Raw genomic sequence first — 26,724 nt, 5'->3', positions numbered from 1 at the left:
AAAACCGCAAGCCGGCAATTTCAGGGCAACGCCCTGTTCCGACTATTCATCCATTTTGTGGACGCTCACAAGGGCGGCGAGGACACAGCCGCAAGGTTTCTTAAGGGAAGGGCAGGGGCAGGCATGAATGGCGACCGCCGCCACCTCAAATGATCATCGCGGCGAGGCTGCCGCGATGGCCGCCTGCAGCAGAACCCGCGCGCCGGCGACTGCGTCGGCAGGCTCCACATATTCTGCTTCGTTGTGGCTAAGCCCGTCACGGCACGGCACGAATATCATCGCGGCGGGCGCCACCCGGGCGAGGAACAGCGCGTCATGGAATGCACCCGATATCATCTGCTTGTGCGGCAGCCGGAGCGAACTGGCAGCCTCCTCGACGATTTTGACCATATCGGCAGAAAATGCCGCCCCCGGCATGTCGAACGACCGTCTTATCGTTGCCGTGCAATGCTGGGCCTCTGCCGCAGCCGCACAGGCCTGGCGCAGCTCGGCCTCGATGGCATCGAGCCGCTCTACCTGCGGATGCCTGATGTCAACGGTGAAGGCCACGGATTGCGGTATGGCGTTGATCGATCCTGGCTGCGCGGCGATCCGGCCCACCGTCAGCCGCGCGCTGCTGTCTTGCGGCATGATCGTCGTCTGGAGCCTGTGCATTGCGGCAACCGCGGCGACCATCGGATCCCTGCGGTAGGCAAGGCCGGTCGTGCCGGCGTGGCCCGCGGCGCCCGCAATGGAAACTTCCAGCCAGCGCGTGCCTTGAACGTCGGTCACGACACCGATAGGCAACCGCTCTTTTTCCAGGGACGGTCCCTGTTCGATGTGCAGCTCGATATAGCCTGATATCGTCATGCCGATCGGACGGTGGACCGCCTCCGGCAAGGCGGCGATCGTGGCCTCCAGTTCCGTTGCGAGGAACGCACCGTCGGCGCCGACGATGGATTTCCAAGCGGCGGTATCGGCGCCGGTAAAGGCCATGGAGCCCATCACGCCAGGCGTGAAGCGGCTGCCTTCTTCATTGGCCCAGGCGACGACCTCGATCGGCTTCCGGGTTTCAGCCTTTGCGTCCTCCAGCGCTTCGAGGGCCTCGAAGGCGGAAAGCGTGCCGAGCGCGCCGTCGAAGCGCCCGCCCGTCGGCTGGCTGTCGAGGTGGCTGCCGATCAAGAGCGGCGGCAGCGTGGCGTCCGATCCTTCGCGGCGGATGAAGAGGTTCGCCATGCCGTCTTGAAAGACCACGAAGCCGCGCTCCAGCGCCAGCTCCGTCAGCAAGCGCCGGGCGCCGCGATCCTCGACGCTGAAAGCCTGCCGGTTGACACCGCCGGCCGGTGTCGCGCCGATCCTGGCGAAAGCATCGAGCCGTCCGAGCAGTCGCTCGCCGTCGATCTCCGGCACCAAAGTCACCGATTGAGGCCACGGATGAAGGACTTCACCCGTTGTGGATCGACCTGGTTCCACCAGACGCCGTCATGTTTCAGCGAACTGGCCACAATGACGCCGTCGACGATGTCGAGGATGTCGTTGGCGTTGTCGGGCGTCACCCCGCTGCCGACAAGCGTCGGCAGTCCGGCGGCGTCCTTGATCATCCTGATGTAACCGAGGTCGGCGGCGTGGCCGGTGCGCTGGCCGGTGGCGATCACCGCATCGGCGTCGAAAAACACCAGGTCCTTGACCTGCTCCTCGATCGGTCGGTCGCCGACGATCGCGTGGGCGCCGTGTTTGACGTGGGCATCGGCGAAGATGCGGATGCTGTTGGCCCGAAGTTTTGCGCGAAAGCGCATAGCGCGTGCTGCCTCTCCCTCGATAAAGCCCTCATTGGCGACATAGGCGTTGGCCCATTGGTTGACGCGCACAAAGGCTGCGCCGGAGGCACTGGCGATCGACAGCGCGGGAATGGAGGCGTTGGCAAGCACGTTGATGCCGATCGGCCGACCGAGCTCGCGGCGGATGCGGTCGGAGACGACGGACATGTAGGCGGAGGTTTCCGGCCCGATATCGTCCGGCTTGGCGAACGGTACGTCACCATGGTTCTCGACGATCACGCCGTCGCAACCGCCGTCGAGATAGGCTTTGGCGTCGTCGAGGCCGCGCTGATAGATGGCCTCAACCGCGTTGCCATTGTAGCGCGGCGCGCCCGGCAGGGGCGCCAGATGAACGACGCCGATCACCACCTTGCTTCTGCCGAAGATCGATGTCAGCGCATCATTAGCGACCTGACCGACTGGTTTTTGTGTCATGCGGTTTCCGCTTCCGTCGTTTTCATGAGCGCTTTCATCTCCTGCCCGTCGGGGCAGGAGCCGAGCGTGCCGGCGCGTCCGACCGAAATGGCCGCGGCGTGCACCGCGATCCGCGCTGCCCTAGCGAGGTCGATGCCGGCCGCGAGGCAGCCGGCGAGGCAGCCGCAAAAGACATCGCCCGCGCCGCTTGTGTCTAGCACGGTCACCTTGGGCGCCGCGATCCGGTTGATCCATCCTTGGCCATCGGCGACAAGGCAGCCAAGCGCGCCGAGCGTCACGATCGCCGTGTCTGCGCCTTGACGGATCAGTTCGCGGGCTGCCGTGGCAGGGTCACTGGCTCCTGTCAGTTGCTCCGCTTCACCCGCATTGACGATGGCGACGCTGACGTCACTCAAAATCGGTACGTAGCCAGCGGTGAGCGGGCTCGGATTGAAGATCGTAATAGCGTCCGCGCCGCGCGCCACTTGCAGGCAGGCGGTCGTTACATCCCCGGGAAGATTACCCTGCATCACCACGATGTCTCCGCGCTCGATCGAGGGCGCGAAACCGCTGCCGGCCAGCGGATCGAAGGCTGCGGCGCAACCGGCACCGGTGACGATGAGGTTCTCGCCCCGAGCATCGACCATGATCGTCGACCTGTCGCTGGGCAGCGGCAGCATCGTCAGATGGCTGGCATCGAGATCGCGGCCCAACTGCTCCCTTATCCAGGTTCCGGCGGCATCGCTGCCGATCGCTGTGTGGATGCGGACATCGGCTCCGGTTCGCGCGGCGGCGACCGCCTGGTTCGCACCCTTGCCGCCAAGTCCGTCGGCGTGTTCCGATGCGTTCAGCGTCTCGCCTGGCCGCGGAAACCGCTCCAGCCGAAACGTCGTATCGACGCAGACATTGCCGACGACATGCACGCGCATGGCTAATCCCTGGCCGTTGCCCAGCCCAGCATCTGTTCGAACAGCGTCTTGTAGCCGTTCCAGGCGATGAAGCCCGGCGGCAGCCAGTGCGGGCCGACATCCGAGGTCCAGGCGACTGTGCGGCCCTGGCCATATCTGCCGGTCACCAGCAACGGCAGCGACTGGTAGTCGGAAGATACGGTGGCGAGAACGTCCGCACCGTCCTTGACCACGACTTCGTTGAAGCCGAGCAGGATCGGCCAGTCCGTGCCGAGGCCCTTGAGGATCGGATGGCTTTGTGGGCCGACAACCACCGGCGCATAGCCTTCGGGGACTTCGACGCGGTCGTCGACCGGCAGGCAAGAGACGGGCAGAACGTCCTCGACCGGCGTCTTGTGATAGCGCGCTCCACCATTGATGCCCTGGAAGCTGTAGTAGCCGCCGAACATCAACAGGCCGCCGCCATTGCCGACGTAGTCGCGCAGCAGGCGCAGCCGGTTGGGCGTCGGCTTGGAATGGATCCAGGTGTCGGGGTGAAGCAGCAGCGTGTTGGCGCCAAGATCGGAAAGCACGACCGCGTCATAGGCCGAAAGCGCCTCCATGGTCTGCGGGAAATCCCGCTGCGCCTCATGCGCCGGCATGAAGGTGACGTCGAACGGGCTGTCCTTCAGCGCGGCCAGCAGTTCATCGGCACCGGTGTGATAGGTCACGGTCGGAAACTGGTCGAAGCCCTTGATATGGGTCGCGGTCGAGACCCAGGACTCGCCTGCGAGAAGAACCTTCTTCCTGGACATGTATACTCCCTTATTGCTTGGGTCCGCGGCTCAGAAGCCTTCGGCGAACACGGTCTTTGGATTGTCGATGAGCATTTTGTCGATGGCCGACTGCTCGACACCACGGCGTTTCAGCCGCGGCACGAAATGCTTGAGGATGAAGCCGTAGCCGAAGCCACCAAAGCGCGTCAGCATGATCTTCAGAAAGACGTCCTGCGACAGCAGGATCCGGTCGACAAGCCCCATCTCGATCAGCGAGCGGATCGCCTGCGCGTTCTGCTCGTCGGACGGTGATTGCGCGTCCTGGTCGGCGTAATAGAAATCCATGCCGATCATGTCGTATTCCAGGAAGGCGCCGCGCGCGGCGAGGCTTTTCTGGTAGGCAAGATCGTTGTGGCTCGGGTTCATATGGCACAGCACCGTATGCCTGAGATCGACACCTTCCGCCTCGACGACGTCGAGCACCTCATGCGCTAGCCGTTCCCAACCGGGCAGGTGGATGGTCAGCGGCACGCCCGTGATCTTGGCGGCGCGGGCCGAAGCCCGCAGCGACTTGCGCTCCTCATCGGTGAAATCCTTGCTGACGCCGACCTCGCCGATGATACCGGCCATGACTTCGGGCTGCGTCGACCCGCCGCCGACATCGTTGACGAGGAATTCGGTGACGTCATCGACATCCATCGCCTTCAGCCAGTCGGGGTGGGTATGTTGCAGGTAGAAGCCTGTGCCCATGACGATCCGCAATCCGGAGGCGCGGGCGATGCGCGCCAGCTTCACCGGATCGCGGCCAATGCCGATATTGGTCGCATCGACCACCGTATGGCCGCCGAGCGCCCGGTATTTCGCCAGTTCCGAAAGCGCCAGGTCGCTGTCGTCGAGCGAGACGTTGTCGCGGTTCATGTAGGGGTTCATCCGCAACTCGCCGATGATCTCCATGCTGACCGGCTGCTCCGCGATCTTCTTCTCGTCGGGATGGCAGGGGCATTTCCACGATGTCGCGCCATCGAGCAGGATATGCTCGTGCATCAGCGTTACGCCCATGGCGGCGATCGCAACCGGGCCGGTAACGGTCATCACGGTGCCGGAGCGAACACCGATCGGCGCCCGTTGCCTCGGGGTGTTGTCGAACAGATGATCCATGTCAGCGGCTCCGCGTTGCGCCCTTGAACAGGCGGAAATTCAGCCAGATGGCGACGAGGATGATTGTGCCGGTGACGATCGGCGTCAGGAAGGGCGACATGTGCGCCAGGATCAGGCCGTTGCCGATGACCGCGACGGTCAATGCGCCGAGCACGGTGCCGATGATCGTGCCGCGCCCGCCGAACAGGCTGGTACCGCCAAGCACCACCGCGGCGATGACGTCGAGCTCGAAACCCTGGCCGGAATTCGACGAGCCGGACCCCAGTCTGGCCGCGAGAATGATGCCGGCCGACGCTGCCGCAATGCCTGACAGGACATAGACGAAGAGCGTCATGAAGCGCGTATCGACACCGGCGCGGCGCACGGCCTCGGTGTTGGCCCCGATGCCGGTCACATAGCGGCCGAACGGTGTCTGGTTGAAGGCGAGGTAGGCGACGATCAGGACAGCAAGGGCGAGCAGTGCCGGTACCGGCACACCGAGAAACCACGCCCTGCCGATGTTGACGAAGAAGCTGGTCGGCTCGACCGGGATCGAATAGCCACCGGTGATCAGCAGCGCCACGCCGCGAATGACCGAGAGACCGGCAAGCGTGACGATGAAGGCCGGTATGCGCTCATAGGCGATGAAGAAACCCTGCAAGGCGCCTATCGCCGCTCCCAGCGCCAGCATGGCGACGACGACCAGTGGCCAAGGCAGGCCAGCTTGCAGCAGGACGGCTGACAGCGTCGCCGTCAACGCCAGCACGGACCCGACCGAGAGATCGATGCCACCGGTGGTGATGACAAAGGTCATGGCGGCCGCGACGATCAGTAGCGGCGCCGACTGGCGCACGATGTTGAGCAGATTGGGCGTCGTCAGGAAGGAACCGGTGATTAGCGAGAAGACCACACAGACAACGATGAAGAACAGCGCGATGGAGACGACGCTGCCATTGGCTACCGCTACATCCTTCCAGGTGCTGTTGTGGGCGCGCTTGAGCGGCGAGGCGCCAATATCTGCAGATGGAGAGGTGACGTTCATAGCTGCACTCCCTCATCGCGGCTGGCGCGAGCCGAACGTGCCGTGAATTTCCGGCCAACGATCAGGTTGACGACCTCCTCGATGCTGGTGTCGCCGATCTTGCGTTCGGCGACATTGCGGCCTTCATACATGACCTGGATGCGGTCGCAGACAAGGAACAGATCCTGCAGCCGATGGGTGATGAGGATGACGCTGACGCCACGGGCGCTGACGGCACGGATGAGGTCCAGAACCGCCTCGACTTCCGCCACAGCAAGGGCGGCGGTCGGTTCGTCCATGATCAGCACCGACGGATCGAAGGAGGCGGCGCGGCCGATGGCGATCGACTGGCGCTGTCCGCCGGAGAGGTTTTCGACCTTGAGTCTGGTGTCGGCGATGACGATACCGAGCCGGTCGAGCATCTCGCGCGTCTGGTCGTGCATGCGTCTGTTGTCGAGAAAGGGCACGCCGAGCACATGGCGGCGCGGCTCGCGGCCGAGGAAGAGATTGCCCGCCACATCCACCGTGTCGCAGAGCGAAAGGTCCTGGTAGACCATTTCCACGCGCGCGCCGCGGGCATCGGCTGGTGACGAAAACGAAACAGCTTTGCCGTCGATCTCAATGGTTCCTGAGTCCGGAATGACCGCGCCGGACAGAACCTTGCTCAGGGTGGATTTGCCGGCGCCATTGTCACCGACCAAGCCGAGCACCTCGCCGGGCTTCAGGTTCAGCGCAACATCGTCCAATGTCTGGATAGGGCCGTACCGTTTGGAAATACCGGTCATCCTGACGCGGTAGGTCTCGCCATCGCTCATCATGGTTCCAATTCTCTAGGCGACAAGTTCAACCGATCGCCGGGCCGCGCGGGCAACCCATGAGGTCGATGCGCGGCCCGGGCGTCCTTGGGAGGATATTACTTGAACATGTCCTTGAACTGGCCGACATTTTCCTTGGTCACGATGGTGATCGGAACATTGATGATCGGATCGATCTTCTCGCCCTTCTTCAGCCTGCCGAAGGCTTCGATGGCGGCCTTGCCTTCACCAGCCGGATCCTGCTGGACGACGGCGATCACCCAGCCTTCTTCGAGACCTTGCACCGCTGACTTGGTCAGGTCCCAGCCGAACACCTTAACGTCGCCCGTGCGGGCCTGGCTGGTGACGGCGGAAACCGCGCCGAGCAGAGCCGGCTCGCCGGTGGCATAAAGCGTCGTCATGTCGGCATTGGCTGTCATCAGGTTCTCGGAGGCGGACAAGGCGACGTCCTGCACGTTCTGGCCATCGACGGTGTCGAGGAAGGTGACCTTCTGGCCGCTGTCGGTGACGGCCTTCTTGAAGCCATCAAGGCGCTGGTTCTGGATGAACGAATTGAGCGCGCCGACGACGCCGATCTTGGCGGTGCCGTTCAGCTTGGTCTTGACGTAGTCTGCGTAGAATTTGCCGATATCCTCGCCGGCCTTGGTGTTGTCGACGCCAACAAAAGCGACGTTGTCGCCATTCGGGATCTGCGCGTCTATGGCAATGACCGGAATGCCGGCGGCCTTGGCCGCGGTGATCGCCGGCTTCACACCGTTGACATCGATAGCGACGAGAATGATGCCGTCGACCTTCTGGGTGATGTAGTTCTCGATCGCGTCGTTCTGTGCGCTCGGCACATTGTTGGCGTTGAAGATGACGAGGTCGACGCCGGCGGCCTTTGCAGCAGCCGTCGCCCCGTCATTGATCTGGTTGAAGAACAAAGCCTGCTGGTTGATGGTGACGAGCGCGTAGGTCTCGGCCATGGCGGAGGCAGAGCCGAGCGCGAGGGTCATGGCGATGGCTGCGGCGCAGCCTGAAAGGATCTTGGTAAGACGCATTCCGGTTCCCCTTGGTTTTTCGGAAAAGGCCCTTGATCGGGCTCACCTGGCGCCTGGGCGCAAGGGCATAATTCAAGATACTTGATTTCTTGTCAAGTGACTTGAATTAGCTTCAACGAAGGGAAACGAGGGGCTCGCCAGATCAGAATGTAGCCGGCGTGTTCACCCAGAAAATGCTGGCGCGTTCATCGCCGATATTGCGGTACCAGTGCGGCAGTTCGGAGTTGAAAACGAAGGAATCGCCTGCAGACAGGCGAAACGTCCTTTCACCGACCATCAGTTCGATGGCTCCTTCCAGGAGATAGCCGACTTCCTCGCCGGCATGCTGGATCGGGCCAGCACTTTCACCGCCCGCCTCGATATGATGGATGTTGCACTGCAAGAGATGGCCGGGCGAATAGGGAATGACGCGCTCGAGCGAAATGCCTTCGCCGCGTCGCAGCGGATCGAGCGCGATCAGCGGCCGCGCTCCGGCCCGAAAGACGATGCCTTCCTCGCCATCGGACTCCTCGAACATCCAGCCGATATTGGTGCCGAGCACCTCCACAAGCCGGTGAAGCATGGGCAGCGAGGGCGACACCTTGCCGTTCTCGACCTTGGAAAGCAGGCTTTCAGAGCAGTTGGCTGCGGCAGCGAGCGCCTTCAGGGTCAGGCCACGCGTCTGCCGGGAGAGCTTCAGCCTTGTACCAAGCCGCAAGAGGCTGGTGGCGGTCGAGCGCTCGTCGCCGCCCCTGTTGTTGTGGGTATCGATCTTGTTCATTGGGGGACGCGAACATCTCCGCTGGTTGGGCTGACTCGTAAAACCGATCCCGAGCGTTGTCCATCCTCATGAAAATTGGACAACCCGTTGGATCGCAATGACGGACCCGTCCAGGGCAGGCGGCGCACCTGCCTTTCAATGCCGGCGACGGTGCCTCTTACGCCGCCTCGCGCTTCAGCGCCTGCGCCATGCAATGGATACCGCCGCCGGTCTTGGAGATCTCGCTCATGTCGATCGCCGCGACCTCGAAGCCGCGCGCCTTGAGCTGGCCGATCAGGGTCTTGCTGGAGGTCGGCGCGATGACCCGGTCCTTGCCCAGCGACATGAAGTTGCAGCCGAGCGCCATCGTGTCCTGGAACGGCACGTCGATGATCTCGTGGCCCTTGCCCTTCAGCCAGTCGACGATGCCGGGCTCGGTGCAGGCGAGGCAGACGGCGGTCAGCTTTTCGGCGATCGGCACCACCATCAGGTCGATATGGACGTAATATTCGTCGATGAAGGCGATGCGCGTCTCCCAGCCCTCCTTGTCGAACCAGGACTGGACCTGGCGAGCGCCTTCCTCCTGCGTGCGAGCGCCGCCGCAGCCGATCAGCACCACGCCCTCCTCGATAACGTTGAAGTCACCCCCCTCGAACGTGCCGGCAGTGACCATGTCGTAGATCGGGATGCCGAGTTTCTCATAGGTGCGGATGGCGGCATAGTTCTCGCCGCGCCGCCACCAGTTGGCCATGGCGGTGATGAAGGCGCCGTAGGGCGTCATGACGCTGGAATCGCGGGAATAGACCTGCATCGGCAGCTCCGGCGTCGGCTCGTGCCAGTGGATGTTGACGCCGAAATGCTCATAGGCGGCGACCAGATCCTTGTGCTGTGCCTGGGCGATCTGGACATTGCAGGGCGCCTCGCGCAGGTGTTTTCTCGACAGCGAGCTGGTCGAGAGATGGCGCAGGAAATTCGGTGATCCTAGCAGCACGTCGGTCAAAACATCGGTTTCGTTGGCGAAGCCCCAGGCTGTCAGCGGCTTGGTGCCGCCGGCCGGATTGCGGCGCTGCAGCGAAAATGGCTCGGCGACGATGCGATCATGGACGGTCATGCGGTTCTCCTCGTGGGCTCGTTTTTCAAGAGTTGGTCGGTCATGCATTGCTTGGAATCCACCAGTCGCGGCCGCGCGCCGTGGTGACATATTCCGGCCAGCGGAAATTGATCGGCGGATCGTAGTCGCAGAGCGGGGCGATCCAGTTTGAACCGCCAACACCGCCGCCGGTGCGGGCAGTGAACTCGTCCATCGCCGCATCACGGGCGGTTTTATCCTCGAGCAGGCGCAATGCCGCAAGCGCGACCGTCTTGGCAGCACAAATGACCATCGGATCGATGGTGGCGGAAATGCCACCCAGCGCATTCATCACCCAGGAGGGATAGGCGTGGCCATTCGCCGAACGCAACGCCGGACGCGCGACATAGAAGCGTGCGATCGGCGCATGCCAGCTCATGTCGGTATAGTCGTCGGAGGTTGAATTCACCTGCGAAGGCGGCAGGTCGCGGCGCAGGATGGCCTCGGCCTCCTGTGGCGAAATCAGCCGCTCCAGCTCATCTATGAACGGGTTTTCGGTCGCGGCAGCCCCGGCATTGACCTGGATTTCACGCCCGATCGCTTTGGCGGCCTCGTCCCAGCGCGGCGGCCCTACCGTCGACAGCGCCTCATAGGTAATCCCGGCCATGGCGTGGTTGGCCAGCCCTGGCCGCGACTTGGACACCCAATGCCGCTCATAGCGGCAGCCGCTGATCGCGGCCGCGACCCCCGCATTGCGGTCGAGGACGGCGGTGACCTGCTCTGCCATGCCGATGGTCGGCACCCGGATCATGTACTGGATTTCGGCCAGCCCCGCCGGCAGATTGTCGGCAGTCGCCTGGCCCGCAGTCAGGATCGCCTCGCTGATCGACCAGCCGCCCTGATGCGGCAGCATGGAGTCGCGCAGCGCCTTGGAAGCCATGTACATCATCATCAGCGCGTCGTTGGCGCCCGGTGCCCGCACCGCTGAATGTGCCTGCGGAATCGGCGCGCCATCGCTTGCGCGAACCCAGTTTTCGGGTTCGTCGCAGATGAAGCGGTAGATCATCGCGAAGGCAGCGCCACAATGCGTGTCCCAGCGCGCCGTATTGCAGAGCGGCAGCATGTAGAAGGGATGGAAGGAGATCATGCCGGCAAGGCCGTCATAATAGCCCTTGGCGGCATGGATCGGCTTGGACCCGCGCACCTTCTCCGCCGGCTCGCCGGTGAAGCGCAGCGTGCCTGGAATGCCATGGCGCTGCATCGCCGCCTTGGTGGCGAGCAGGCCGCCAAGGCTCGCCATGCCGAGCCCCGAATGCGGGTCGGTGTGGCCGCCGGCCTCGATGCCAAGGCCGGGCCGTGGCTGCTTCACCGTCACCGCATCCTGGCAATTGCCGGGCACCGCGTCATATTCGGCATACAGGCCGATCGTCGGCCCGGCGCCATTCGTCCAGTGGGCGCAAAATGCGGTCGGCATGCCGCCGGAACCTTCCTCGACAGAAAAGCCCTCATGCTTCAGCCGCGCCACATACCAGGCGGCTGACTGGTATTCGCGCCAGGCGGTCTCGCCGAAGTCGAAGATGGTGCGTGTCCACGCCGACAGCAGCGGCTGGATGCCGTCGAGGCAGGCAAGGGCGGTCTCTTGCGCTGATGTCGCCACCGGTTTGTCCATGCCGCAAAGAAAGCAGTGAAGCGGTTCGCCAAAAAGTGATATGTTTTCCCGGTTCGTGCAAATTCGGTTCACCTCTTGAGAATTCCATCCACACAGGCGCTGCGCGCGCTCGACAGTTTCGCCAGGCATGGCAGCGTCTGGCGTGCCGCCGACGAACTGCACCTGACCCGCAGCGCGGTGAGCCATCAATTGCGGCTGCTTGAACGCGATCTCGGCTTCGATCTGCTGGAACGCATCGGGAAGGGCGTGGCGCTCACACCGCGCGGCCAGCGCTACGCCAGTGATGTGCGCAAGGCGCTCACCGTTCTCGGCGACGCGGTGACGCGCGATGCCGGCACCGGTGTCGGCGGCTCGTTCGCCGTCTCTTGTACGCCAGGCTTCGCCTCGCTGTTCCTTTGCACCCATATCGGCGAGTTCCGGCAGATGTATCCTGACGTGGCGCTGCGCATCCTGACGCCCAGGCGGCTCGACGATGTCAGCAATGCGGAGGCGGACGCCTTCATTGCCTTCGGTGTCGGCAATTGGCCGAACCGCATGGCCGAATTGTTGTGCGAAATCTCCTTCACGCCGCTTTGCAGTCCTACGCTGCTGAACAAGGTCGGCGGTTTTTCGAAGCCGGCGGACGTGCTGCGTGCCAATCTGCTGCATCTCGACGACACCGAGGATTGGGCGCGCTGGCTGGCGCTGTCCAAGGTGGAAAATCCGGACACCGAGGGCGGCATCTTCTTTTCCGATATGAACCTCGTCTTCTCGGCGGCGATTGCCGGCCAGGGCATTGCCATGGGCGACGAACTGACCAGCCGCAGGGCACTCAGCGAAGGCCGGCTGGTCAGGCCGTTCGACATCGCGATCAAGTCGCCGCGCTCGTATTTCCTGGTCTCCGAACACGCCAAGGCTTCGCATCCGGTGCTGGACGCCTTCGCCGGGTGGCTGAGGTCGAAGCTCTCGGAGAACCGCATTCAGCCCTATTGAATGCAGGTTGGTGCCAGCTCGCCATAGATGAATGAAATTTGCCGATCAGGCGAAAACTATTCGGTTGCGGTGAGCCGTGACCCTGCCTACGATTTTACCACAGACTGAGGAAGAGGCAGGATGCAGCAACCCGGCCGGGCCGCAGAGATCAAGGCAATCGGGATCGGCAAGAGCTTCGGCTCGTTCCGTGCGCTGGACAATCTGTCGCTTAACATCGGCCGCGGCGAGTTCCTGACGCTGCTCGGGCCGTCCGGTTCGGGCAAGACCACCTTCCTGATGATCTTGGCCGGCTTCGTGCAGCCGACCGAAGGCAAGCTTTTCAGCGACGGCACCGACATCACCAACCGCCCGGCCGAGCAGCGCGCCGCCGGCATGGTGTTCCAGGGCTATGCATTGTTCCCGCATATGAGTGTCGAGGCCAACATCGCTTTCCCGCTCAAGGTGCGCAAGAAATCGGCCGCCGACATCAAGAAGCGCATCGGCGAGATGATCGAGCGTGTCGGTCTGATCGGCCACGAGAAGAAACTGCCCTCGCAGCTCTCCGGCGGCCAGCAGCAGCGCGTGGCGCTTGCCCGCGCGCTGGTGTTCGAGCCGGGCGTGCTTCTGCTCGACGAGCCGTTCTCGGCGCTGGACAAGAGCCTGCGCGGCCAGATGCAGGCCGAGATGAAGCGCCTGCACCAGGAAACCGGCACCACCTTCGTCTTCGTCACCCACGACCAGAGCGAGGCGCTGGCGCTGTCGTCTCGCGTCGCCATCTTCAACCATGGCAAACTGCTGCAGGTCGGCGCGCCGGATGAAGTCTATGACCGGCCGGACAACCGCTTCGTCGCCGAGTTCCTCGGCGAGATCAACATGCTGCCGTTGAAGGGCGTGCAACCGGCCGGCAATGGCTCGACCGGCCTTTGCGAGGACCGCGCGGTCAACATGCACTGCAAGGCCGAGAAGGTTCGGGGCGACGCCATCCTGGCGATCCGGCCCGAACATATGTCGATAGCGCGTGAAGCGACCGTCGGCGAGAACGGCATCGGCGCGACCGCCATTGCCTCGACCTATATGGGGGCCGCGACCAAGCTCGACCTGACCACACGCCAAGGCGCCAAGGTGACCGTCTCAGTGCCGAACGAAGTCGCCGCCGCCGCACTCAGCAAAGGCAATTCCGTCTGGCTGACCTGGCCGGCGGAAAAGGGTTTCCTCCTTCCGGACGGAGGACAATGAGCGCCGGCGCGGCCTGACCTGCCGCACCGGCTTTCCGGATTGAAATCAACTAAAACAAAGGGGAACTGACATGAACGATACCAAGAAACAGGCCATCGAAACGCTGTCCGAAAGGACGAGGCGCGGCGAGATTTCGCGCCGCCAGTTCACGCAACTCGCGGCCTTCGTGCTTGCCGGCACGCCGATGCTGCTGCGCTCGACCGGTGCCTTTGCGCAGGCCAAGGAACTGGTGCTGGTCAATTGGGGCGGCGACGCCATCACTGCCTATGATGCGGCCTATGGCCAGGCCTTCACCAAGGACACCGGCATCACTGTCAAGATGGACGGCTCCGGCCCGACCGAAGGCGCTATCTCGGCGCAGTTCAAGAGCGGCGCGCCGACCTGGGATCTGGTCGACGTCGATCCGTTCTCGGCGATCACCCTCGGCGCCCAGGGTGCTCTGGAGCCGATTGACTACAAGATCGTCGACAAGACGAAGATGCGCCCCGGCTTCGGCTGGGAGTATGCCGCTTCGACTTATTTCTTCTCCTATGTCATCGCCTATGATTCCGAGAAATACGGCAAGGACGCACCGACCGGCATGGCCGACTTCTTCGATGTGAAGAAGTTCCCCGGCAAGCGCTCGCTCTACAAATGGGGCGTGTCGAGCTGGGAAGCCGCTCTTTTGGCCGACGGCATCGCGCCGGCTTCGCTCTATCCGCTCGACCTCAAGCGGGCGCATGACAAGATCGCCGCCTTCAAGGAAAACGTCGTCGCCTATTGGGGCGGTGGCGCCGAGAGCCAGAGCGTGCTGCTCAACGGCGAAGCCTCGATGGCCATCGTCTGGTCGACCCGCGCTTCGCTGATCGAGCAGGATTCCGGCGGCAAGATCAAGTTCATCTGGGACCAGGGCCTGATCTCGCCCGGCGCGCTGGCCGTGCTCAAGGGCAACCCGGGCGGCAAGGACGCGGCGATGAAGTTCATCGCCAGCGCACAGGATCCGCAAAAGCAGCTCGTCATGTTCGACAAGCTGGGCCAGGGGCCGGCCAATCCGGCCGCCGACGCGCTGATCCCCGCCGACAAGAAGCGCATCAACCCCGTCGACCCGGAGAACATGAAGAAGCAGATCGCGCTCGACATGGATTGGTACGCCAAGAACTACGGCGCGGCGCTCGACGAATACACCAAGATCATCTCCGCCTGAGAGCAGGATGCTGATCTGATATGAGAGGCGTTCTCTCCGACAGGATGGGCGCGGCGCTGTTGATGGCGCCGCTGCTCCTGTTTCTCGTCCTGGCCTATGCCTGGCCGTTTCTCGGCGTGGTCAAATGGAGTTTTACTCTTCCGACGCCTGGGCTTGGCCAATACGAGGCGTTGCTCACTGACGATCTGGTGCAGTCGGTGTTCATCCGCACGCTGCGCATCGCGGCAATCGTCACTGTGGTGTCCGTCGCCGCCGCCTATGCCATCACGGTTGTCTGGGTGCGCGGCAGCCCGGCGCAACGCCTCATCGCCGAATTCTGTATCCTGGTGCCGTTCTGGATCTCGGTCTTGACGCGCGCCTTCGGCTGGGTGGCGCTGCTATCCAATCGTGGCTTGATCAACACTTGGCTGCAATCGATCGGCTTCATCTCCGAACCGCTGGCGCTTGTGCGCAACGAATTTGGCGTCATCGTCGGCATGACGCATTTCCTCATTCCGTTTGCCGTCTTCCCGCTGGCCTCCGCCATGCGCAGCCTCGACGACCGCGTGCTGCTGGCAGCGCGTGGCCTTGGCTCCAGCCGCATGCGCACTTTCTGGACCGTGTTCGTGCCGATGACCCGCTCCGGCATCATCGGTTCGGCGCTGATCGTCTTCGTCTTCTCGCTCGGCTTCTTCGTCACGCCGGCGATCCTTGGCGGCGGCCGCAGCGTGATGATCGCCGAGCTGATCTATCTCAGGATATTTCAGAGCCCGGACTGGGGGCTGGGGGCTGCGATCAGCGTCGTTTTGGTGCTGTTCGTCGGTGCGCTGATGGCGCTCTTGTTCCGTTATGTCAGACCCAGGCAGTTGATCTGATGCCGACCTATCGCCCCGGTCCCGTCTCGCTGGTCATCGCCGCCTTGGTGGCGCTGTTCCTGCTGATGCCGCTGCTTGCCGTCATCCCGGTGTCGCTGACGCCGAGCCGCATGCTGGCGATGCCATCGGGCGAATTGTCGCTGCGCCACTACAGGGCATTGATCGAGGATCCGCGCTGGATCGACTCTATCCTGCTCTCGATCCGCATCGGCGTCGTCAGCAGCGCTTTTTCCTCCGTGCTCGCGCTGTGCTTCAGCCTTGGTGTGTGGATGTTTCAGCCGCGCTTCACGGCGGCCTTGGTCGGCTTCGTGTTGCTGCCGATGGTGGTGCCGCCCGTGGTCTCGGCAATCACGCTTTACTTCCTGCTCACCTCGATGTCAGGCTTCAGCTCGTTCTTCGGCTACGACACCTGGCTTGGCGTCGCCATGGCGCATTCGGTGATGACCGTGCCTTTCGCGACAGTGCTGATCTTGGTCTCGCTCAGCCAGCTCGACCGGCGCATCGACCTTGCCGCGAGGGGCCTCGGCGCCAGTGTGTGGGAGCGCGCCACCCGCATCATCATTCCCAACATCAAGTTCGGCATCGTGACCGCGGCCTTGCTGTCCTTCGTGCTGTCCTGGGAAGAGATCGGTGTCACCCTGTTTATCACCTCGGTCAACGCCATCACGCTGCCGCGTCTGATGTGGATGGGCCTGCGCGACAACATCGACCCGGCGATCGCGGCGCTGTCGGTGATCCTGATCATCATCACGGTGCTGGTGCTTGCGGTGCGCAGTGTGATGGCCAAGCCGCGCGGCGGGCGCTGATTTGCCCGACGCACAACCTCGCTTTAAGCCCGACGCCTACGGCTCGACAGTGAATTCGGCCCACATGCCGGCCGCATAGTGCCCTGGCACGTTGCAGATAAGCAGGTATTTTCCAGCGATCAGATCGACGGTCAATGTGCCTGATTTGCCGGGGTCAAGTTCCGAAACTTCGCCCTTGTCACCAGCCTTGTCTTCATCCACCCGATTCTCGGAATCAACGTAAGGAAGCGGCTTGCTGGGATCGGCAAGGTGCATAACGATCATTTCGTGAATGGTGTCCTTGGAATCATTCTTCACATTGAATGTGACTTCACCGGCCTTCACTACCCCTGGCAAAGCCTTGATGCCCATGGTCGCCTTGGCAAGATCAATTCCGGGCGTCGCATAGGCGAGCCCCATCGGCATCTCCGTACTCGCGCCCTTGTCCCAGAGCGAAATCTGGACAAGCGAAGCAGCCTGCACGACGCTGGCACCGCCGGCCATGAGCATTGCGGCTGCAAGCCCGAGCGCTGCTTTCCTGTAGATGGTTTTCATGGCGATCTCCTTCGGGACAGCAGCAGGAGTGCTCTACATCCCGACGCCCATTCCGTCATGAACGTCGCCCGCCGTCCTTGCGCCAGATCAAACAGGCGGGCGGGGCGACAGTTCGCTCCCGGTCGGACGGTTCATCACCAGCAGCGAGACACCCTACACAAACCGCACTGAGACACGGCCGAACCTGCCCAGATCGCCAATGACTTCGTCACCGGCCTGGACGCTTATCGGTGTCACGCAGGTGCCTGTAATTACCACCTGTCCCGGCTCGAGTGCGATGCCGAGGCTCGACAGTTCATTGACGATCCATGTGAGCGCGATACGGGGGTCGCCCAGCACAGCCGCGCCCGATCCATTGTGCTGCGACTTGCCGGAAACGAAACCGACCACCGGATGCTCCGCGAGGTTAACGTCGCGCCAATGGTCTTTTGTCGCCTGGCCGATGACAAACAGATTGGCACAGGCATTGTCGGCAATGAGCTGTGGCGCCCCGACAGCGCAGAAATCATTGTAGCGTGAGTCCGGAATTTCGATCGCCGGGTGCAAGCTCGCCACCGCATCCATCACCTCAGCGAGTTCATAGGGCGCCTGACATGGCGGCAACTGGCAGCCGAAACGGAAGGCGAATTCGATCTCGGCCACGCGCATCTTGCTCGTCGCCAGCGAAACAGTCCCGCCAACCGCGACCGATTTCTCGGCCAGCAGTCGCCCGGCCATCGGGCCGTCGACGTTGATATGCCTTTGTCCGGCCAGGCTGGTTGCGGCAATCTTCCAGCCGAAAAGCGGAGCCACCGAGCGATCCATCACATGCGACTGGATGGCGTAGCCGTCGATCCGCGTTAGCGGCCGCAACTCAAGGGGTATGGCATCGAGACGGGTGCCGTCGTCCCAATGGCCTACCAGCAACCGAGACGCGGCCCTGGCCTTTTCTGCATCGAGCATCGTCAGCTCCGGAAATCAAAGGAAACGTTCGCAGCCCATGTAGCCCCGCCTATAGGGGCAAGGCTAGTGACCGGGAATCGAGTGTCCACACCATGCTCCGCTTGCCAGGCGTCATAGCCAGCGCAAGGCGGATAGGTGAGATACGGACGTTCGAAGGCAGGTCAAGCCGCAACGTAGGCGGTCTTCTTGCGCAGATAGGCATCGAAACCGTATTTGCCGTCCTCGCCGCCGAGCCCGGAGTTTTTCCAGCCGGAATGAAAACCCTGGACCATCTCGCCGCAAGTGCGGTTGATGTAGAGTTCACCGAAGGCGCTTTCACTGTTGAAGCGCATGACACGGCTGAGGCTGCCGGTGAACAGATAGGCGGAGAGGCCGAATTCGGACTCGTTGGCCAGCCGCAGCGCTTCATCGAAACCGGCGACGCGCATCACCGGAACGACCGGCCCAAAGATCTCCTGCTGCATGATTGGCGCCGTGTTCGAAGGGGCCATCATGACGGTTGGCTCGAACCAATGCCCCTTGGCGAAGGCATCCCCCTCCAGTCGATGGCCGCCGGTCAGCAGCTCCGCGCCGCCCCGCACGGCCTCGGCCGCCATGGCTTCGATCTTTTCGAGTTCGGGCCGGCTGATCTTGGGGCCAAGATCGACCGCGTCGAGAGGGTTGCCGATCCGCAGCGCTACTCCGATATGGCTTTGCTGTCCCTTTGCCGCAAGGCGCTCGCGCAATCTGCCGGCTGAGCAGATTGGTTCTCTAGGGTTGCCCGGCATGGCAATCTGTTCATAACAGAGTCGTATTTTCGAGATCATCGGCGTTCATGATCGCGACGAGACGAATCGTGCGGTATGGCGCAGGCTTGGTGAGCCGGGTACGCTGCGCGCAAACTTGCCGGTATGGCGAACGGCTTGCACAAGGCGTGACAGGCGAGGGGGACGACAAATGACCGCGCCCGGCGATTTGCTGCAGGCACTTTTTCTGAGGCTGAAAAGCGATAAGTCGCTGTCGGCGTTGCTAAGCGGCGCTGGCCTGCTCGAACAGGCAACCGACAATGCCGCCTTTCCCTATGTGACCTGCGGCCAGACCAGCGCCTTTGATTGGAACACCGGCGCCGACAACAACGATGATCAGCTGATCACGCTGCATGTCTGGTCGAAAGCCCACGGCGACGACGAAACGCTTGCCATCATGGATGCCATCAAGGCTCGTCTCGCCGACGCCGCACTGGTGATCGGCCCGCGCGGCCAGACGCGGCTGTCGCTTGAGTTCACCGAGGCCCGTTATGACGAGGAACTTCTCGTGCACCACGGACTGCTGCGGTTTCGCGCGCTGACGCGGGAAAATGCCTGACACGCTTTCAATCTGACCGTAACGGAGTCTAGATTGGCGTCTGCGGGATTTCGTCGGATTGGGGCGTCGAAATCACCATCGGTCGTCTCGTGTTCAGGGGTGCAGCGAACATGTTTTTCGCATCGATCACTGTTCATTTCACGTTCAGCACCGATGCGTTACAACGCCGATCATGAAAACGCTTCGCTCCCACTTTCGAACCGCGACCCTGGCGCTCTGTGCTGCCGGGCTGTTCGCGTCTCAGGCGACAGCGATGCCGATGGTCGCGCCTGACCAGGCCAGCCCGATCGTCCTGGCCGCATCCGACTGCTACGCGATCGGCCAGCAGGTGGCCGAGCAGAATGGCGGGACGCTGGCCAAGGCCTCGCAGTCGACACGCGGTGGCCAGCCGGTCTGCGTCATCGTCGTGCTCGTGCCCGGCAAGGACGGGCAGCGTCCGCGACGCTCCGAGATCGTCGTTCCGCAGAACTGACCCAATCTTCCCTCCTAGAGGCACGTTTCCCAGGCCGCCGGAATCGGCCTATATCTGAGCAAGTCCTTCAACAGGTATCGATCACCGCATGCGTGTACTCGTCGTCGAGGATGACAAGGATCTCAACCGGCAGATAGCGGACGCGCTGGTCGACGCCGGCTATGTCGTCGACCGTGCCTTTGACGGCGAGGAAGGTCATTTCCTCGGCGACACCGAACCCTACGACGCCGTCGTGCTCGATATCGGCCTGCCGCAGATGGACGGCATCAGCGTGGTCGAGCGCTGGCGCCGCGCCGGCCGCAAGATGCCGGTGCTGATCCTGACCGCACGCGACCGCTGGAGCGACAAGGTCTCCGGCATCGATGCCGGCGCGGACGACTATGTCACCAAGCCGTTCCACATCGAGGAGGTGCTAGCGAGGCTCAGGGCCCTGATCCGTCGCGCCGCCGGCCATGCTTCGTCCGAACTCACCTGCGGGCCGCTGCGCCTCGACACCAAGGCCTCAAAGGCCGACGTCGACGGCGTGCCGCTTAAGCTAACCTCGCACGAATTCCGCCTGCTTGCGTATCTGATGCACCATATGGGCGAGGTGGTCTCGCGGACCGAATTGGTCGAGCATCTCTACGATCAGGATTTCGACCGCGATTCCAACACCATCGAGGTCTTTGTCGGGCGGCTGCGCAAGAAGATGGGCATCGACATGATCGAAACCGTGCGTGGCATGGGCTACCGCATGCGCGAGCCGGAGGCGTAACTCGGAACCGCTCAAACCAACCGCAAGGGCGCCGTTTTCGCTGCGTTTGTGGCCGCGTTCGCTGACGTTCCGAGTCATCGCCTTTTCCACGGTGTGGGCGATCCTGACCCTTGTCGTCATCTTCACTTTGATCACCACGCTTTATCGCCAGGCCAGCGAGCGCGGCTTCGACAGCCTGTTGTCGGCGCATCTGTTCAACCTGATCGGGTCCATCGGCATTTCCGACACGGGAGCGCTGACCGGCGCTCCCGACCTCGGCGACCTCCGCTTCTCGGAACCGAATTCAGGCTGGTACTGGTCGGTCGAGCCAGCCTCGGAAGGCGTGCATGGCGATCTTCATTCGTCCTCGATGACCACGACGATCCCATCGCCCGGCGTTGCCGAAGTGCCGTTCAATGCGAGCTTCCAGCGCAGCTATGCGACCGAAGGCATCGACGGCGAGCGGCTGGAAGTGTTCGAGAGCGAATTCGTGCTCGACGCCAAGAACCGCGCCGCGCGTTTCCGCGTCATGGGCAACCAGAGCGAACTCGAACAGGAAATCTCCACCTTCCAGCGCCGCTTGCTGACCTATCTCGGCCTTTTCGGCATTGGCATGATCGCCATCAACGCCATCGCCATCCTGCTCGGCCTGCAGCCGCTGCGCCGGGTCCGCAACGCACTTGCCATGGTGCGCGAAGGCACGGCGCAGCGGCTCGACGGTCGCTTCCCGGCCGAGATCGAACCATTGGCCAACGAAACCAACGCCTTGATCGAGAACAACAAACGCATCGTCGAGCGCTCGCGAACCCAGGTCGGCAACCTCGCCCATTCGCTGAAGACACCGCTCGCGGTGCTGCTCAACGAAGGCCGGGCGCTTGGCGGCGCCAAGGGACAATTGATCGCCGAACAGGCCGCCTCGATGCAGAAGCAGGTCGACCACTATCTGCAACGCGCCCGCGTCGCGGCGCAACGCGACAGCGTCGTCTACCGCACACCGGTGGCGCCGCTGGTGCAGCGCATGGTGCGGGTCTTGCAGAAGCTCAACCCGCAGACCAGCCTGTCGCTGACGCTTCCGGTCACCGAGATCGTCTTTGCCGGCGAACGCGAAGACCTCGAGGAACTGCTCGGCAATCTTCTCGAAAATGCGATGAAATGGGCAAAAAGCGCGGTGTCGGTCACGGTGGCCCCCTTGGCCGGCAAGGATGACAATCTGTTCGAGATCAGCATCGACGACGACGGCCCGGGCATTCCCGAGGACCAGGCGCGCGACGCGCTGAAGCGTGGAAGGCGCCTCGACGAGACAAAGCCGGGAACAGGTCTGGGGCTGGCCATTGTCGCCGATCTCGTCAACGAGTATGGAGGCGTTCTCGCGCTCGAACGATCCCGCCTGGGTGGATTGAAGGCGGTAGTACGATTGCGGAGCCTACAGTGACGCTTTGTCGGGGCCAATCGACGCGGTGGACGGCATATGTTATGGCGGCATATCGATTAATCCCGGAGCAATATCAATTGCTCCTGATGCGGTCGGCAGCGGCCAAATTTCCGACAAATATCAATACTATGGCCACACCTACTTCTCCGATGACGCGGCCCCCGGCGCATCCATGGCAGGCTCCAACTCAAGAAAACCGGTTGTTGGCATGAAGATTCGCGTCGCGCTTGTTTCCGCCTTGCTGGCCGTGTCCGGCTGCTCCACCTTGAGCGGCAAGGGCCCAACGCTCGCGCCGACACCGGCCTCGACGCCTCCGTCAAGCGGCAAGGTCACCACCTCAATCATATCAGCGATGGGCGGTGGCCTGATTGGCGGCTCGATCGGCAGCAGCCTCAGCGCAACGGAAAAGCGCAGCGCTCTCGAGGCGGAATACAAGGCGCTCGAATATACGACGAGCGGCCAAAAGGTGACATGGAAGGGCGATCAGCCTTCACGCTATGGCGAGGTGGTTCCGGCCCAACCCTATCGCGTCGGTTCGCAGGATTGCCGCCAGTACACGCAGACGGTCTTCACCGGCGGAGCGGGCGTCACGGCGCGCGGAACCGCTTGCCGCAACGCCGATGGCAGCTGGACGCCGCTGACCTGATATCCAGACCGGCTCCGTCCGGTTGATGTCGATCAAGGACGTCAGGCGCTGCGACCGTCAAAGCGTCGCAGGATGCTTGTGTTGGCAGGGCAAGGCTCTGTCGTTATTGGAAGAACCATGCTGTTCTGGGTCATAGCCGCGATACTGACGCTGGGTGCGAGCCTGGCGGTGCTGCTGCCGCTGGCCGCAGGAGCCAAGGGCGCGTCGTCGAGCGGCGATCACGACCTGGAAGTCTATCGCGATCAATTATCCGAGCTTGACCGCGACGCCGCGCGCGGCCTGATCCAGCCGGCGGAAGCGGCCGAGGCGCGCGCCGAAATCGCGCGCCGCATCCTTCGCCTCGACACTGCGGATACGGCCGGCAAGGCATCGGCCGGGCAGGTCTCGGTCACCGCTCGGCTTGTCGCGACAGTGGCCGTGCTGGCGGTGCCGCTGGTCAGCTGGGGCCTTTACAGCCAGATCGGCTCGCCTGACCTGCCGTCGCAGCCGCTCAGCCAACGTCTGGCCAAGAACCCGGCCGACAGTTCGGTCGACGAATTGGTGGCGCGGGCCGAGGCCCATCTTGCCGCCAACCCTTCCGACGGCCGGGGCTGGGACGTGCTGGCCCCGGTCCATCTGCGCATGCAGCGCTTTTCCGACGCGGTGGCGGCGTATCGCAACGCCATCCGCTTCGATGGCGACAGCGCCGTTCGCCAGGCTGGCCTCGGCGAGGCAATCGCCGGCGCGGCGGGCGGCATTGTTTCCGCCGATGCCCAGGATGCCTTCGAGGCGGCGCTGAAGCTCGATCCGGCCAATGCGAAAGCCAGCTTCTATCTGGCCGTTGCCTTGGCGCAGGAGGGCCGGGCCAAGGACGCAGCCGCGGCCTGGCAGGCGATGCTGGGCACCTTGCCGCCAGGTTCGCCATGGCGCAGTGCGGTCGAGCAGGCGTTGGCCAAATCCGGCGAAGTTGCTTCCGGTGCGCCTGGAAAAGGCCCCGATGCTGCGGACGTCGACGCCGCTTCCTCCATGTCGTCGCAGGATCGCGAAGCCATGATCAGCACCATGGTCGCCGGCCTCGACGAGAAATTGCGGCAAAATCCGCGTGACCCGGAAGGATGGATGCGGCTCGTTCGTTCCTATGTGGTGCTGGGCAAGGCGGATCAGGCTCGCGAGGCGCTGGGTCGCGCCATCGCCGTCTTTGGCGCCGGCAGTGACGAAGCCAAGAAATTCACCGCCTTTGCCGCCTCGCTCGGCCTGACGGTGACGGAGTAGACATGACGCGCAAGCAGAAACGATTGTCGGTGATTTTGGGTGGGTTGGCTTTCCTGGGCGCCGCCACCGGGCTGACTTTCTACGCGCTTGGCCAGAAGGCATCCTATTTCTACATGCCGGCTGACATCACCACGGCAAGCGTCCAGCCAGGCCAGCGTATCAGGCTCGGCGGTCTGGTTGAAAAAGGCACCATCCAGCGCGGGCAGGGGGCGACGGTCGCCTTTTCGGTTACCGACACGCATAAATCGATCAAGGTCACCTATACCGGCATCCTACCCGACCTTTTCCGCGAGGAGCAGGGTGTCATCACCGAGGGCACCTTCGGCCCCGACGGTGTCTTTGTTGCCGACAGCGTGCTGGCCAAGCATGACGAGCGCTACATGCCCAAGGAAGTGGCCGAGGGCCTGAAGGCCAAGGGCGTCTGGCAGGAGAGCAAGAGTGAGTAGCGGGAGAGCAAACGTGGATTTCGGAAACAACCATGGTTGAAACCGGACACTTCGCGCTGGTCCTGGCGTTCGCGCTTTCGCTGGTGCAGACGATCGTGCCGCTGTTTGGCGCGCGCCTCAACAACCAGCGCCTGATGGCTGTCGGCGGTCCCGTCGCGGTGACCGGCTTTGCGCTGACGGCGTTGTCCTTCGCGGCACTGGCGGGTGCCTACGCGAACTCCGATTTCTCCGTGGCGAGCGTCTGGGAAAACTCGCATTCGCTGCAGCCGATGATCTACAAGATCACCGGAACCTGGGGCAATCACGAAGGCTCGATGCTGCTCTGGGTGCTGATCCTGACCTTCTTCGGCGCGCTGGTCGCAGCTTTCGGCTCCAACCTGCCGGCGACGCTGCGTGCCAATGTGCTGGCGGTGCAGGGCTCCATTGGCGCTGCCTTCTTCCTGTTCATCCTGGCGACGTCCAACCCCTTCATCCGGCTCAATCCGGCACCGATTGAAGGTCGTGACCTCAACCCGGTCCTGCAGGATCTCGGCCTAGCCATCCATCCGCCGCTGCTCTATCTCGGCTATGTCGGCTTCTCGATCTGCTTCTCCTTCTCGGTCGCCGCCCTCATCGAGGGCCGCATCGACGCCTCCTGGGCGCGCTGGGTGCGGCCATGGACATTGGTCGCCTGGATGTTCCTGACCGGCGGCATCGCCATGGGATCGTACTGGGCCTACTACGAGCTCGGCTGGGGTGGCTTCTGGTTCTGGGATCCGGTCGAGAACGCTTCCTTCATGCCGTGGCTGGCGGGCACCGCGCTGCTGCATTCGGCCATCGTCATGGAAAAGCGCTCGGCGCTGAAGATCTGGACGCTGCTGCTCGCCATCCTCACCTTCTCACTGTCGCTGCTCGGCACCTTCCTGGTGCGCTCGGGCGTGCTCACTTCGGTGCACGCCTTCGCCACCGATCCGACGCGTGGTGTCTTCATCCTGTGCATCCTGACACTGTTCATCGGCGGCTCGCTGGCGCTGTTTGCGCTGCGCGCCTCGAGGCTGACGGCCGGCGGCCTGTTTCACCCGATTTCGCGCGAAGGCGCGCTCGTCCTCAACAATCTGTTTCTGACCACGGCGACCGCCACGGTGTTCGTCGGCACGCTTTACCCGCTGGCGTTGGAGGCACTCACCGGCGACAAGATCTCGGTCGGGGCGCCGTTCTTCGACCTCACCTTCGGCCCCTTGATGCTGCCGCTTCTGGCCATCGTGCCGTTCGGGCCGCTGCTGGCATGGAAGCGCGGCGATATCTTCGCCGCATCGCAACGCCTGATGGCGGCCTTCGCCGTAGCCCTGGCGGCGATGCTGGTCACCGGCCTGTTTATCGACGGTGCGTCGGTGTTTGCTGCCCTCGGCATCGGCCTTGCCGTCTGGCTGGTCGCCGGCGCGCTCACCGACCTTGCCGTCAAGTCCGGCGTCGGATCGGTCGCACCGGCCGTCATGTTCAGGCGCTTCGCCGGCCTGCCGCGCTCGGTCTTCGGCACGGCATTGGCCCATCTCGGCCTCGGCCTGACATTGCTCGGCATCGTCGCCACGCTCTCCTTCGGCACCGAGAAGATACTCAGCATGCGTGCCGGTGAGACAGTCGAATTGTCAGGCCATACGCTGCGTTTCGTCGGGCTCTATCCGGCGCAAGGGCCAAACTACAGCGAGGACCGCGGCCGCTTCGAACTGATCGGCGTGAGCGGCAGTCCTGTCGGCGAAATCAGTTCCGCCAAGCGTTTCTTTCCGGTGCGGCAGACGACGACGACGGAGTCCGGCATCAAGACCCTTGGCTTTTCGCAGCTCTACATTTCGCTCGGTGATGAGAACAAGGACGGCTCCGTCGTGGTGCGCCTGTGGTGGAAACCGCTGGTGACGCTGATCTGGGGCGGCGGCCTGGTGATGATGGCGGGTGCTGCCATGTCGCTGATGGACAGGCGTCTGCGTGTCGGCGCGCCCTCGCGCCGGCGCAAGCAGGCCAGCGCCGTGGCGCCCGCGGCCCTGCCATGAGCGCACGCCTTTCATTGACCTCGATTTTCCTTTTGCTGGCGCTGTTGTTTGCCGGTACGGCAATGGCGGTGAAGCCTGACGAGATGCTGGCCGATCCGGCGCTCGAGGCGCGGGCGCGGGCGCTGTCGGAAGGCTTGCGCTGCATGGTCTGCCAGAACCAGTCGATCGACGAATCCGATGCCGATCTTGCCCGCGATCTTCGCATCCTGGTGCGCCAGCGCCTGGTCGCCGGCGATACCGACAAGCAGGTCATGGACTATGTCGTTTCGCGCTACGGCGAATTCGTGCTGCTGAAGCCGCGTTTCGACCTGCGCAACGCACTGCTTTGGGGCACGCCCGTACTGTTGCTGCTGGTCGGAGGCGTATTCATTGTGTTGACTGCGCGGTCGCGCCGGACACTGGCGACAAAGTCCCTGTCTTCAGAGGAACAGGCGGCATTGGACGCCATCCTTCACCGCGACTGACGGCGGCGACCGCCCCGCCAACATTACCAAAGTTTCATGTGTC

General features: G+C 63.2%; 28 protein-coding genes. 14 read left to right on the top strand and 14 right to left on the bottom strand.

The features are described from left to right. Positions 1 to 153 precede the first annotated feature (153 nt). The 11 genes from HGP13_RS26580 to HGP13_RS26530 all read right to left on the bottom strand — a co-directional run bounded on the left by HGP13_RS26580 (position 154) and on the right by HGP13_RS26530 (position 11,363). Positions 154 to 1,398: a Zn-dependent hydrolase gene (locus HGP13_RS26580; RefSeq protein WP_172230875.1), complete on the bottom strand. Its 1,245-nt coding sequence runs from the start codon at positions 1,396 to 1,398 to the stop codon at positions 154 to 156. Continuing rightward, a complete protein-coding gene (locus tag HGP13_RS26575; protein WP_172230872.1) occupies positions 1,395 to 2,231 on the bottom strand; it encodes a BtpA/SgcQ family protein in 837 nt (278 codons plus the stop codon). Before HGP13_RS26575 ends, HGP13_RS26580 begins: the two co-directional genes overlap by 4 nt. Further along, on the bottom strand, positions 2,228 to 3,139 hold the full coding sequence (locus HGP13_RS26570) for a ribokinase (RefSeq protein ID WP_172230869.1): 912 nt from the start codon (positions 3,137 to 3,139) through the stop codon (positions 2,228 to 2,230). Before HGP13_RS26570 ends, HGP13_RS26575 begins: the two co-directional genes overlap by 4 nt. Before the next feature lie 2 nt (positions 3,140 to 3,141). Next, entirely contained in the window at positions 3,142 to 3,912 is a 771-nt protein-coding gene (locus HGP13_RS26565; RefSeq protein WP_172230866.1) for a glutamine amidotransferase, read from the bottom strand. Positions 3,913 to 3,942: 30 nt separating this feature from the next. Continuing rightward, a complete protein-coding gene (locus tag HGP13_RS26560) occupies positions 3,943 to 5,031 on the bottom strand; it encodes a phosphotriesterase (RefSeq protein ID WP_172230863.1) in 1,089 nt (362 codons plus the stop codon). A 1-nt stretch (position 5,032) separates the two neighbouring features. Next, positions 5,033 to 6,052: an ABC transporter permease gene (locus tag HGP13_RS26555; RefSeq protein ID WP_172230860.1), complete on the bottom strand. Its 1,020-nt coding sequence runs from the start codon at positions 6,050 to 6,052 to the stop codon at positions 5,033 to 5,035. Continuing rightward, a complete protein-coding gene (locus HGP13_RS26550) occupies positions 6,049 to 6,846 on the bottom strand; it encodes an ATP-binding cassette domain-containing protein (RefSeq protein WP_172234857.1) in 798 nt (265 codons plus the stop codon). Before HGP13_RS26550 ends, HGP13_RS26555 begins: the two co-directional genes overlap by 4 nt. Before the next feature lie 98 nt (positions 6,847 to 6,944). After that, positions 6,945 to 7,886 (bottom strand): substrate-binding domain-containing protein, encoded by a 942-nt coding sequence (locus HGP13_RS26545; RefSeq protein ID WP_172230857.1) that lies wholly within the window; start codon positions 7,884 to 7,886, stop codon positions 6,945 to 6,947. Between the two features lie 142 nt (positions 7,887 to 8,028). Next, complete coding sequence (locus tag HGP13_RS26540) at positions 8,029 to 8,646, bottom strand: cupin domain-containing protein (RefSeq protein WP_172230854.1); 618 nt, start codon at positions 8,644 to 8,646, stop codon at positions 8,029 to 8,031. A gap of 157 nt (positions 8,647 to 8,803) precedes the next feature. Further along, positions 8,804 to 9,736: a dimethylarginine dimethylaminohydrolase family protein gene (locus HGP13_RS26535; protein ID WP_172230851.1), complete on the bottom strand. Its 933-nt coding sequence runs from the start codon at positions 9,734 to 9,736 to the stop codon at positions 8,804 to 8,806. Between the two features lie 40 nt (positions 9,737 to 9,776). Then, entirely contained in the window at positions 9,777 to 11,363 is a 1,587-nt protein-coding gene (locus tag HGP13_RS26530) for an amidohydrolase (RefSeq protein WP_172230848.1), read from the bottom strand. A gap of 75 nt (positions 11,364 to 11,438) precedes the next feature. On the opposite strand from HGP13_RS26530, the gene HGP13_RS26525 reads away from it, so the two are divergent. From HGP13_RS26525 to HGP13_RS26505, 5 genes are all read left to right on the top strand, one after another. Continuing rightward, positions 11,439 to 12,335: a LysR substrate-binding domain-containing protein gene (locus HGP13_RS26525; RefSeq protein ID WP_056563585.1), complete on the top strand. Its 897-nt coding sequence runs from the start codon at positions 11,439 to 11,441 to the stop codon at positions 12,333 to 12,335. A 120-nt stretch (positions 12,336 to 12,455) separates the two neighbouring features. Further along, positions 12,456 to 13,550, top strand: coding sequence for an ABC transporter ATP-binding protein (locus HGP13_RS26520; RefSeq protein ID WP_172230845.1), 1,095 nt, complete (start codon positions 12,456 to 12,458; stop codon positions 13,548 to 13,550). 70 nt (positions 13,551 to 13,620) lie between these two features. Beyond that, positions 13,621 to 14,733 (top strand): ABC transporter substrate-binding protein, encoded by a 1,113-nt coding sequence (locus tag HGP13_RS26515; RefSeq protein WP_172230842.1) that lies wholly within the window; start codon positions 13,621 to 13,623, stop codon positions 14,731 to 14,733. A gap of 20 nt (positions 14,734 to 14,753) precedes the next feature. Next, positions 14,754 to 15,587 carry an ABC transporter permease gene (locus HGP13_RS26510; RefSeq protein WP_172230839.1) on the top strand — a complete coding sequence of 278 codons (834 nt, stop codon included), beginning with the start codon at positions 14,754 to 14,756 and terminating at the stop codon, positions 15,585 to 15,587. Beyond that, the gene (locus HGP13_RS26505; RefSeq protein ID WP_172230836.1) at positions 15,587 to 16,393 is read left to right on the top strand and encodes an ABC transporter permease; all 807 of its coding nucleotides are present in this window, start codon (positions 15,587 to 15,589) and stop codon (positions 16,391 to 16,393) included. Before HGP13_RS26510 ends, HGP13_RS26505 begins: the two co-directional genes overlap by 1 nt. A gap of 36 nt (positions 16,394 to 16,429) precedes the next feature. On the opposite strand, the gene HGP13_RS26500 is transcribed toward HGP13_RS26505, so the two are convergent. The 3 genes from HGP13_RS26500 to HGP13_RS26490 all read right to left on the bottom strand — a co-directional run bounded on the left by HGP13_RS26500 (position 16,430) and on the right by HGP13_RS26490 (position 18,594). Next, positions 16,430 to 16,927 (bottom strand): sulfocyanin-like copper-binding protein, encoded by a 498-nt coding sequence (locus HGP13_RS26500; RefSeq protein ID WP_172230833.1) that lies wholly within the window; start codon positions 16,925 to 16,927, stop codon positions 16,430 to 16,432. A gap of 153 nt (positions 16,928 to 17,080) precedes the next feature. Continuing rightward, positions 17,081 to 17,869 (bottom strand): fumarylacetoacetate hydrolase family protein, encoded by a 789-nt coding sequence (locus HGP13_RS26495; RefSeq protein ID WP_172230830.1) that lies wholly within the window; start codon positions 17,867 to 17,869, stop codon positions 17,081 to 17,083. 161 nt (positions 17,870 to 18,030) lie between these two features. Further along, entirely contained in the window at positions 18,031 to 18,594 is a 564-nt protein-coding gene (locus HGP13_RS26490; RefSeq protein WP_246707133.1) for an aldehyde dehydrogenase family protein, read from the bottom strand. A gap of 211 nt (positions 18,595 to 18,805) precedes the next feature. Between HGP13_RS26490 and HGP13_RS26485 the strand changes: the two genes are divergently transcribed. The 9 genes from HGP13_RS26485 to HGP13_RS26445 all read left to right on the top strand — a co-directional run bounded on the left by HGP13_RS26485 (position 18,806) and on the right by HGP13_RS26445 (position 26,681). Continuing rightward, positions 18,806 to 19,213 (top strand): DUF3168 domain-containing protein, encoded by a 408-nt coding sequence (locus HGP13_RS26485; protein WP_172230824.1) that lies wholly within the window; start codon positions 18,806 to 18,808, stop codon positions 19,211 to 19,213. Between the two features lie 172 nt (positions 19,214 to 19,385). Next, entirely contained in the window at positions 19,386 to 19,685 is a 300-nt protein-coding gene (locus HGP13_RS26480; protein WP_172230821.1) for a hypothetical protein, read from the top strand. An 88-nt stretch (positions 19,686 to 19,773) separates the two neighbouring features. Next, positions 19,774 to 20,439, top strand: a complete 666-nt coding sequence (locus HGP13_RS26475; RefSeq protein ID WP_172230818.1) for a response regulator transcription factor — start codon at positions 19,774 to 19,776, stop codon at positions 20,437 to 20,439. Positions 20,440 to 20,479: 40 nt separating this feature from the next. Continuing rightward, on the top strand, positions 20,480 to 21,850 hold the full coding sequence (locus HGP13_RS26470; RefSeq protein WP_172234856.1) for an ATP-binding protein: 1,371 nt from the start codon (positions 20,480 to 20,482) through the stop codon (positions 21,848 to 21,850). 208 nt (positions 21,851 to 22,058) lie between these two features. Further along, complete coding sequence (locus tag HGP13_RS26465) at positions 22,059 to 22,496, top strand: hypothetical protein (RefSeq protein WP_172230815.1); 438 nt, start codon at positions 22,059 to 22,061, stop codon at positions 22,494 to 22,496. A gap of 117 nt (positions 22,497 to 22,613) precedes the next feature. Beyond that, positions 22,614 to 23,747 carry a c-type cytochrome biogenesis protein CcmI gene (gene ccmI, locus HGP13_RS26460; protein ID WP_172230812.1) on the top strand — a complete coding sequence of 378 codons (1,134 nt, stop codon included), beginning with the start codon at positions 22,614 to 22,616 and terminating at the stop codon, positions 23,745 to 23,747. 2 nt (positions 23,748 to 23,749) lie between these two features. Continuing rightward, positions 23,750 to 24,193, top strand: a complete 444-nt coding sequence (gene ccmE / locus HGP13_RS26455; RefSeq protein WP_172230809.1) for a cytochrome c maturation protein CcmE — start codon at positions 23,750 to 23,752, stop codon at positions 24,191 to 24,193. A 32-nt stretch (positions 24,194 to 24,225) separates the two neighbouring features. Beyond that, positions 24,226 to 26,217, top strand: a complete 1,992-nt coding sequence (locus HGP13_RS26450; RefSeq protein ID WP_172230806.1) for a heme lyase CcmF/NrfE family subunit — start codon at positions 24,226 to 24,228, stop codon at positions 26,215 to 26,217. Beyond that, on the top strand, positions 26,214 to 26,681 hold the full coding sequence (locus HGP13_RS26445) for a cytochrome c-type biogenesis protein (RefSeq protein ID WP_172230803.1): 468 nt from the start codon (positions 26,214 to 26,216) through the stop codon (positions 26,679 to 26,681). The genes HGP13_RS26450 and HGP13_RS26445 overlap by 4 nt, the downstream gene beginning before the upstream one ends. Positions 26,682 to 26,724 lie beyond the last annotated feature (43 nt).

Source organism: Mesorhizobium sp. NZP2077 (assembly GCF_013170805.1).
Lineage (GTDB): Bacteria > Pseudomonadota > Alphaproteobacteria > Rhizobiales > Rhizobiaceae > Mesorhizobium.
This window is presented reverse-complemented; position numbering and strand designations above follow the sequence as displayed.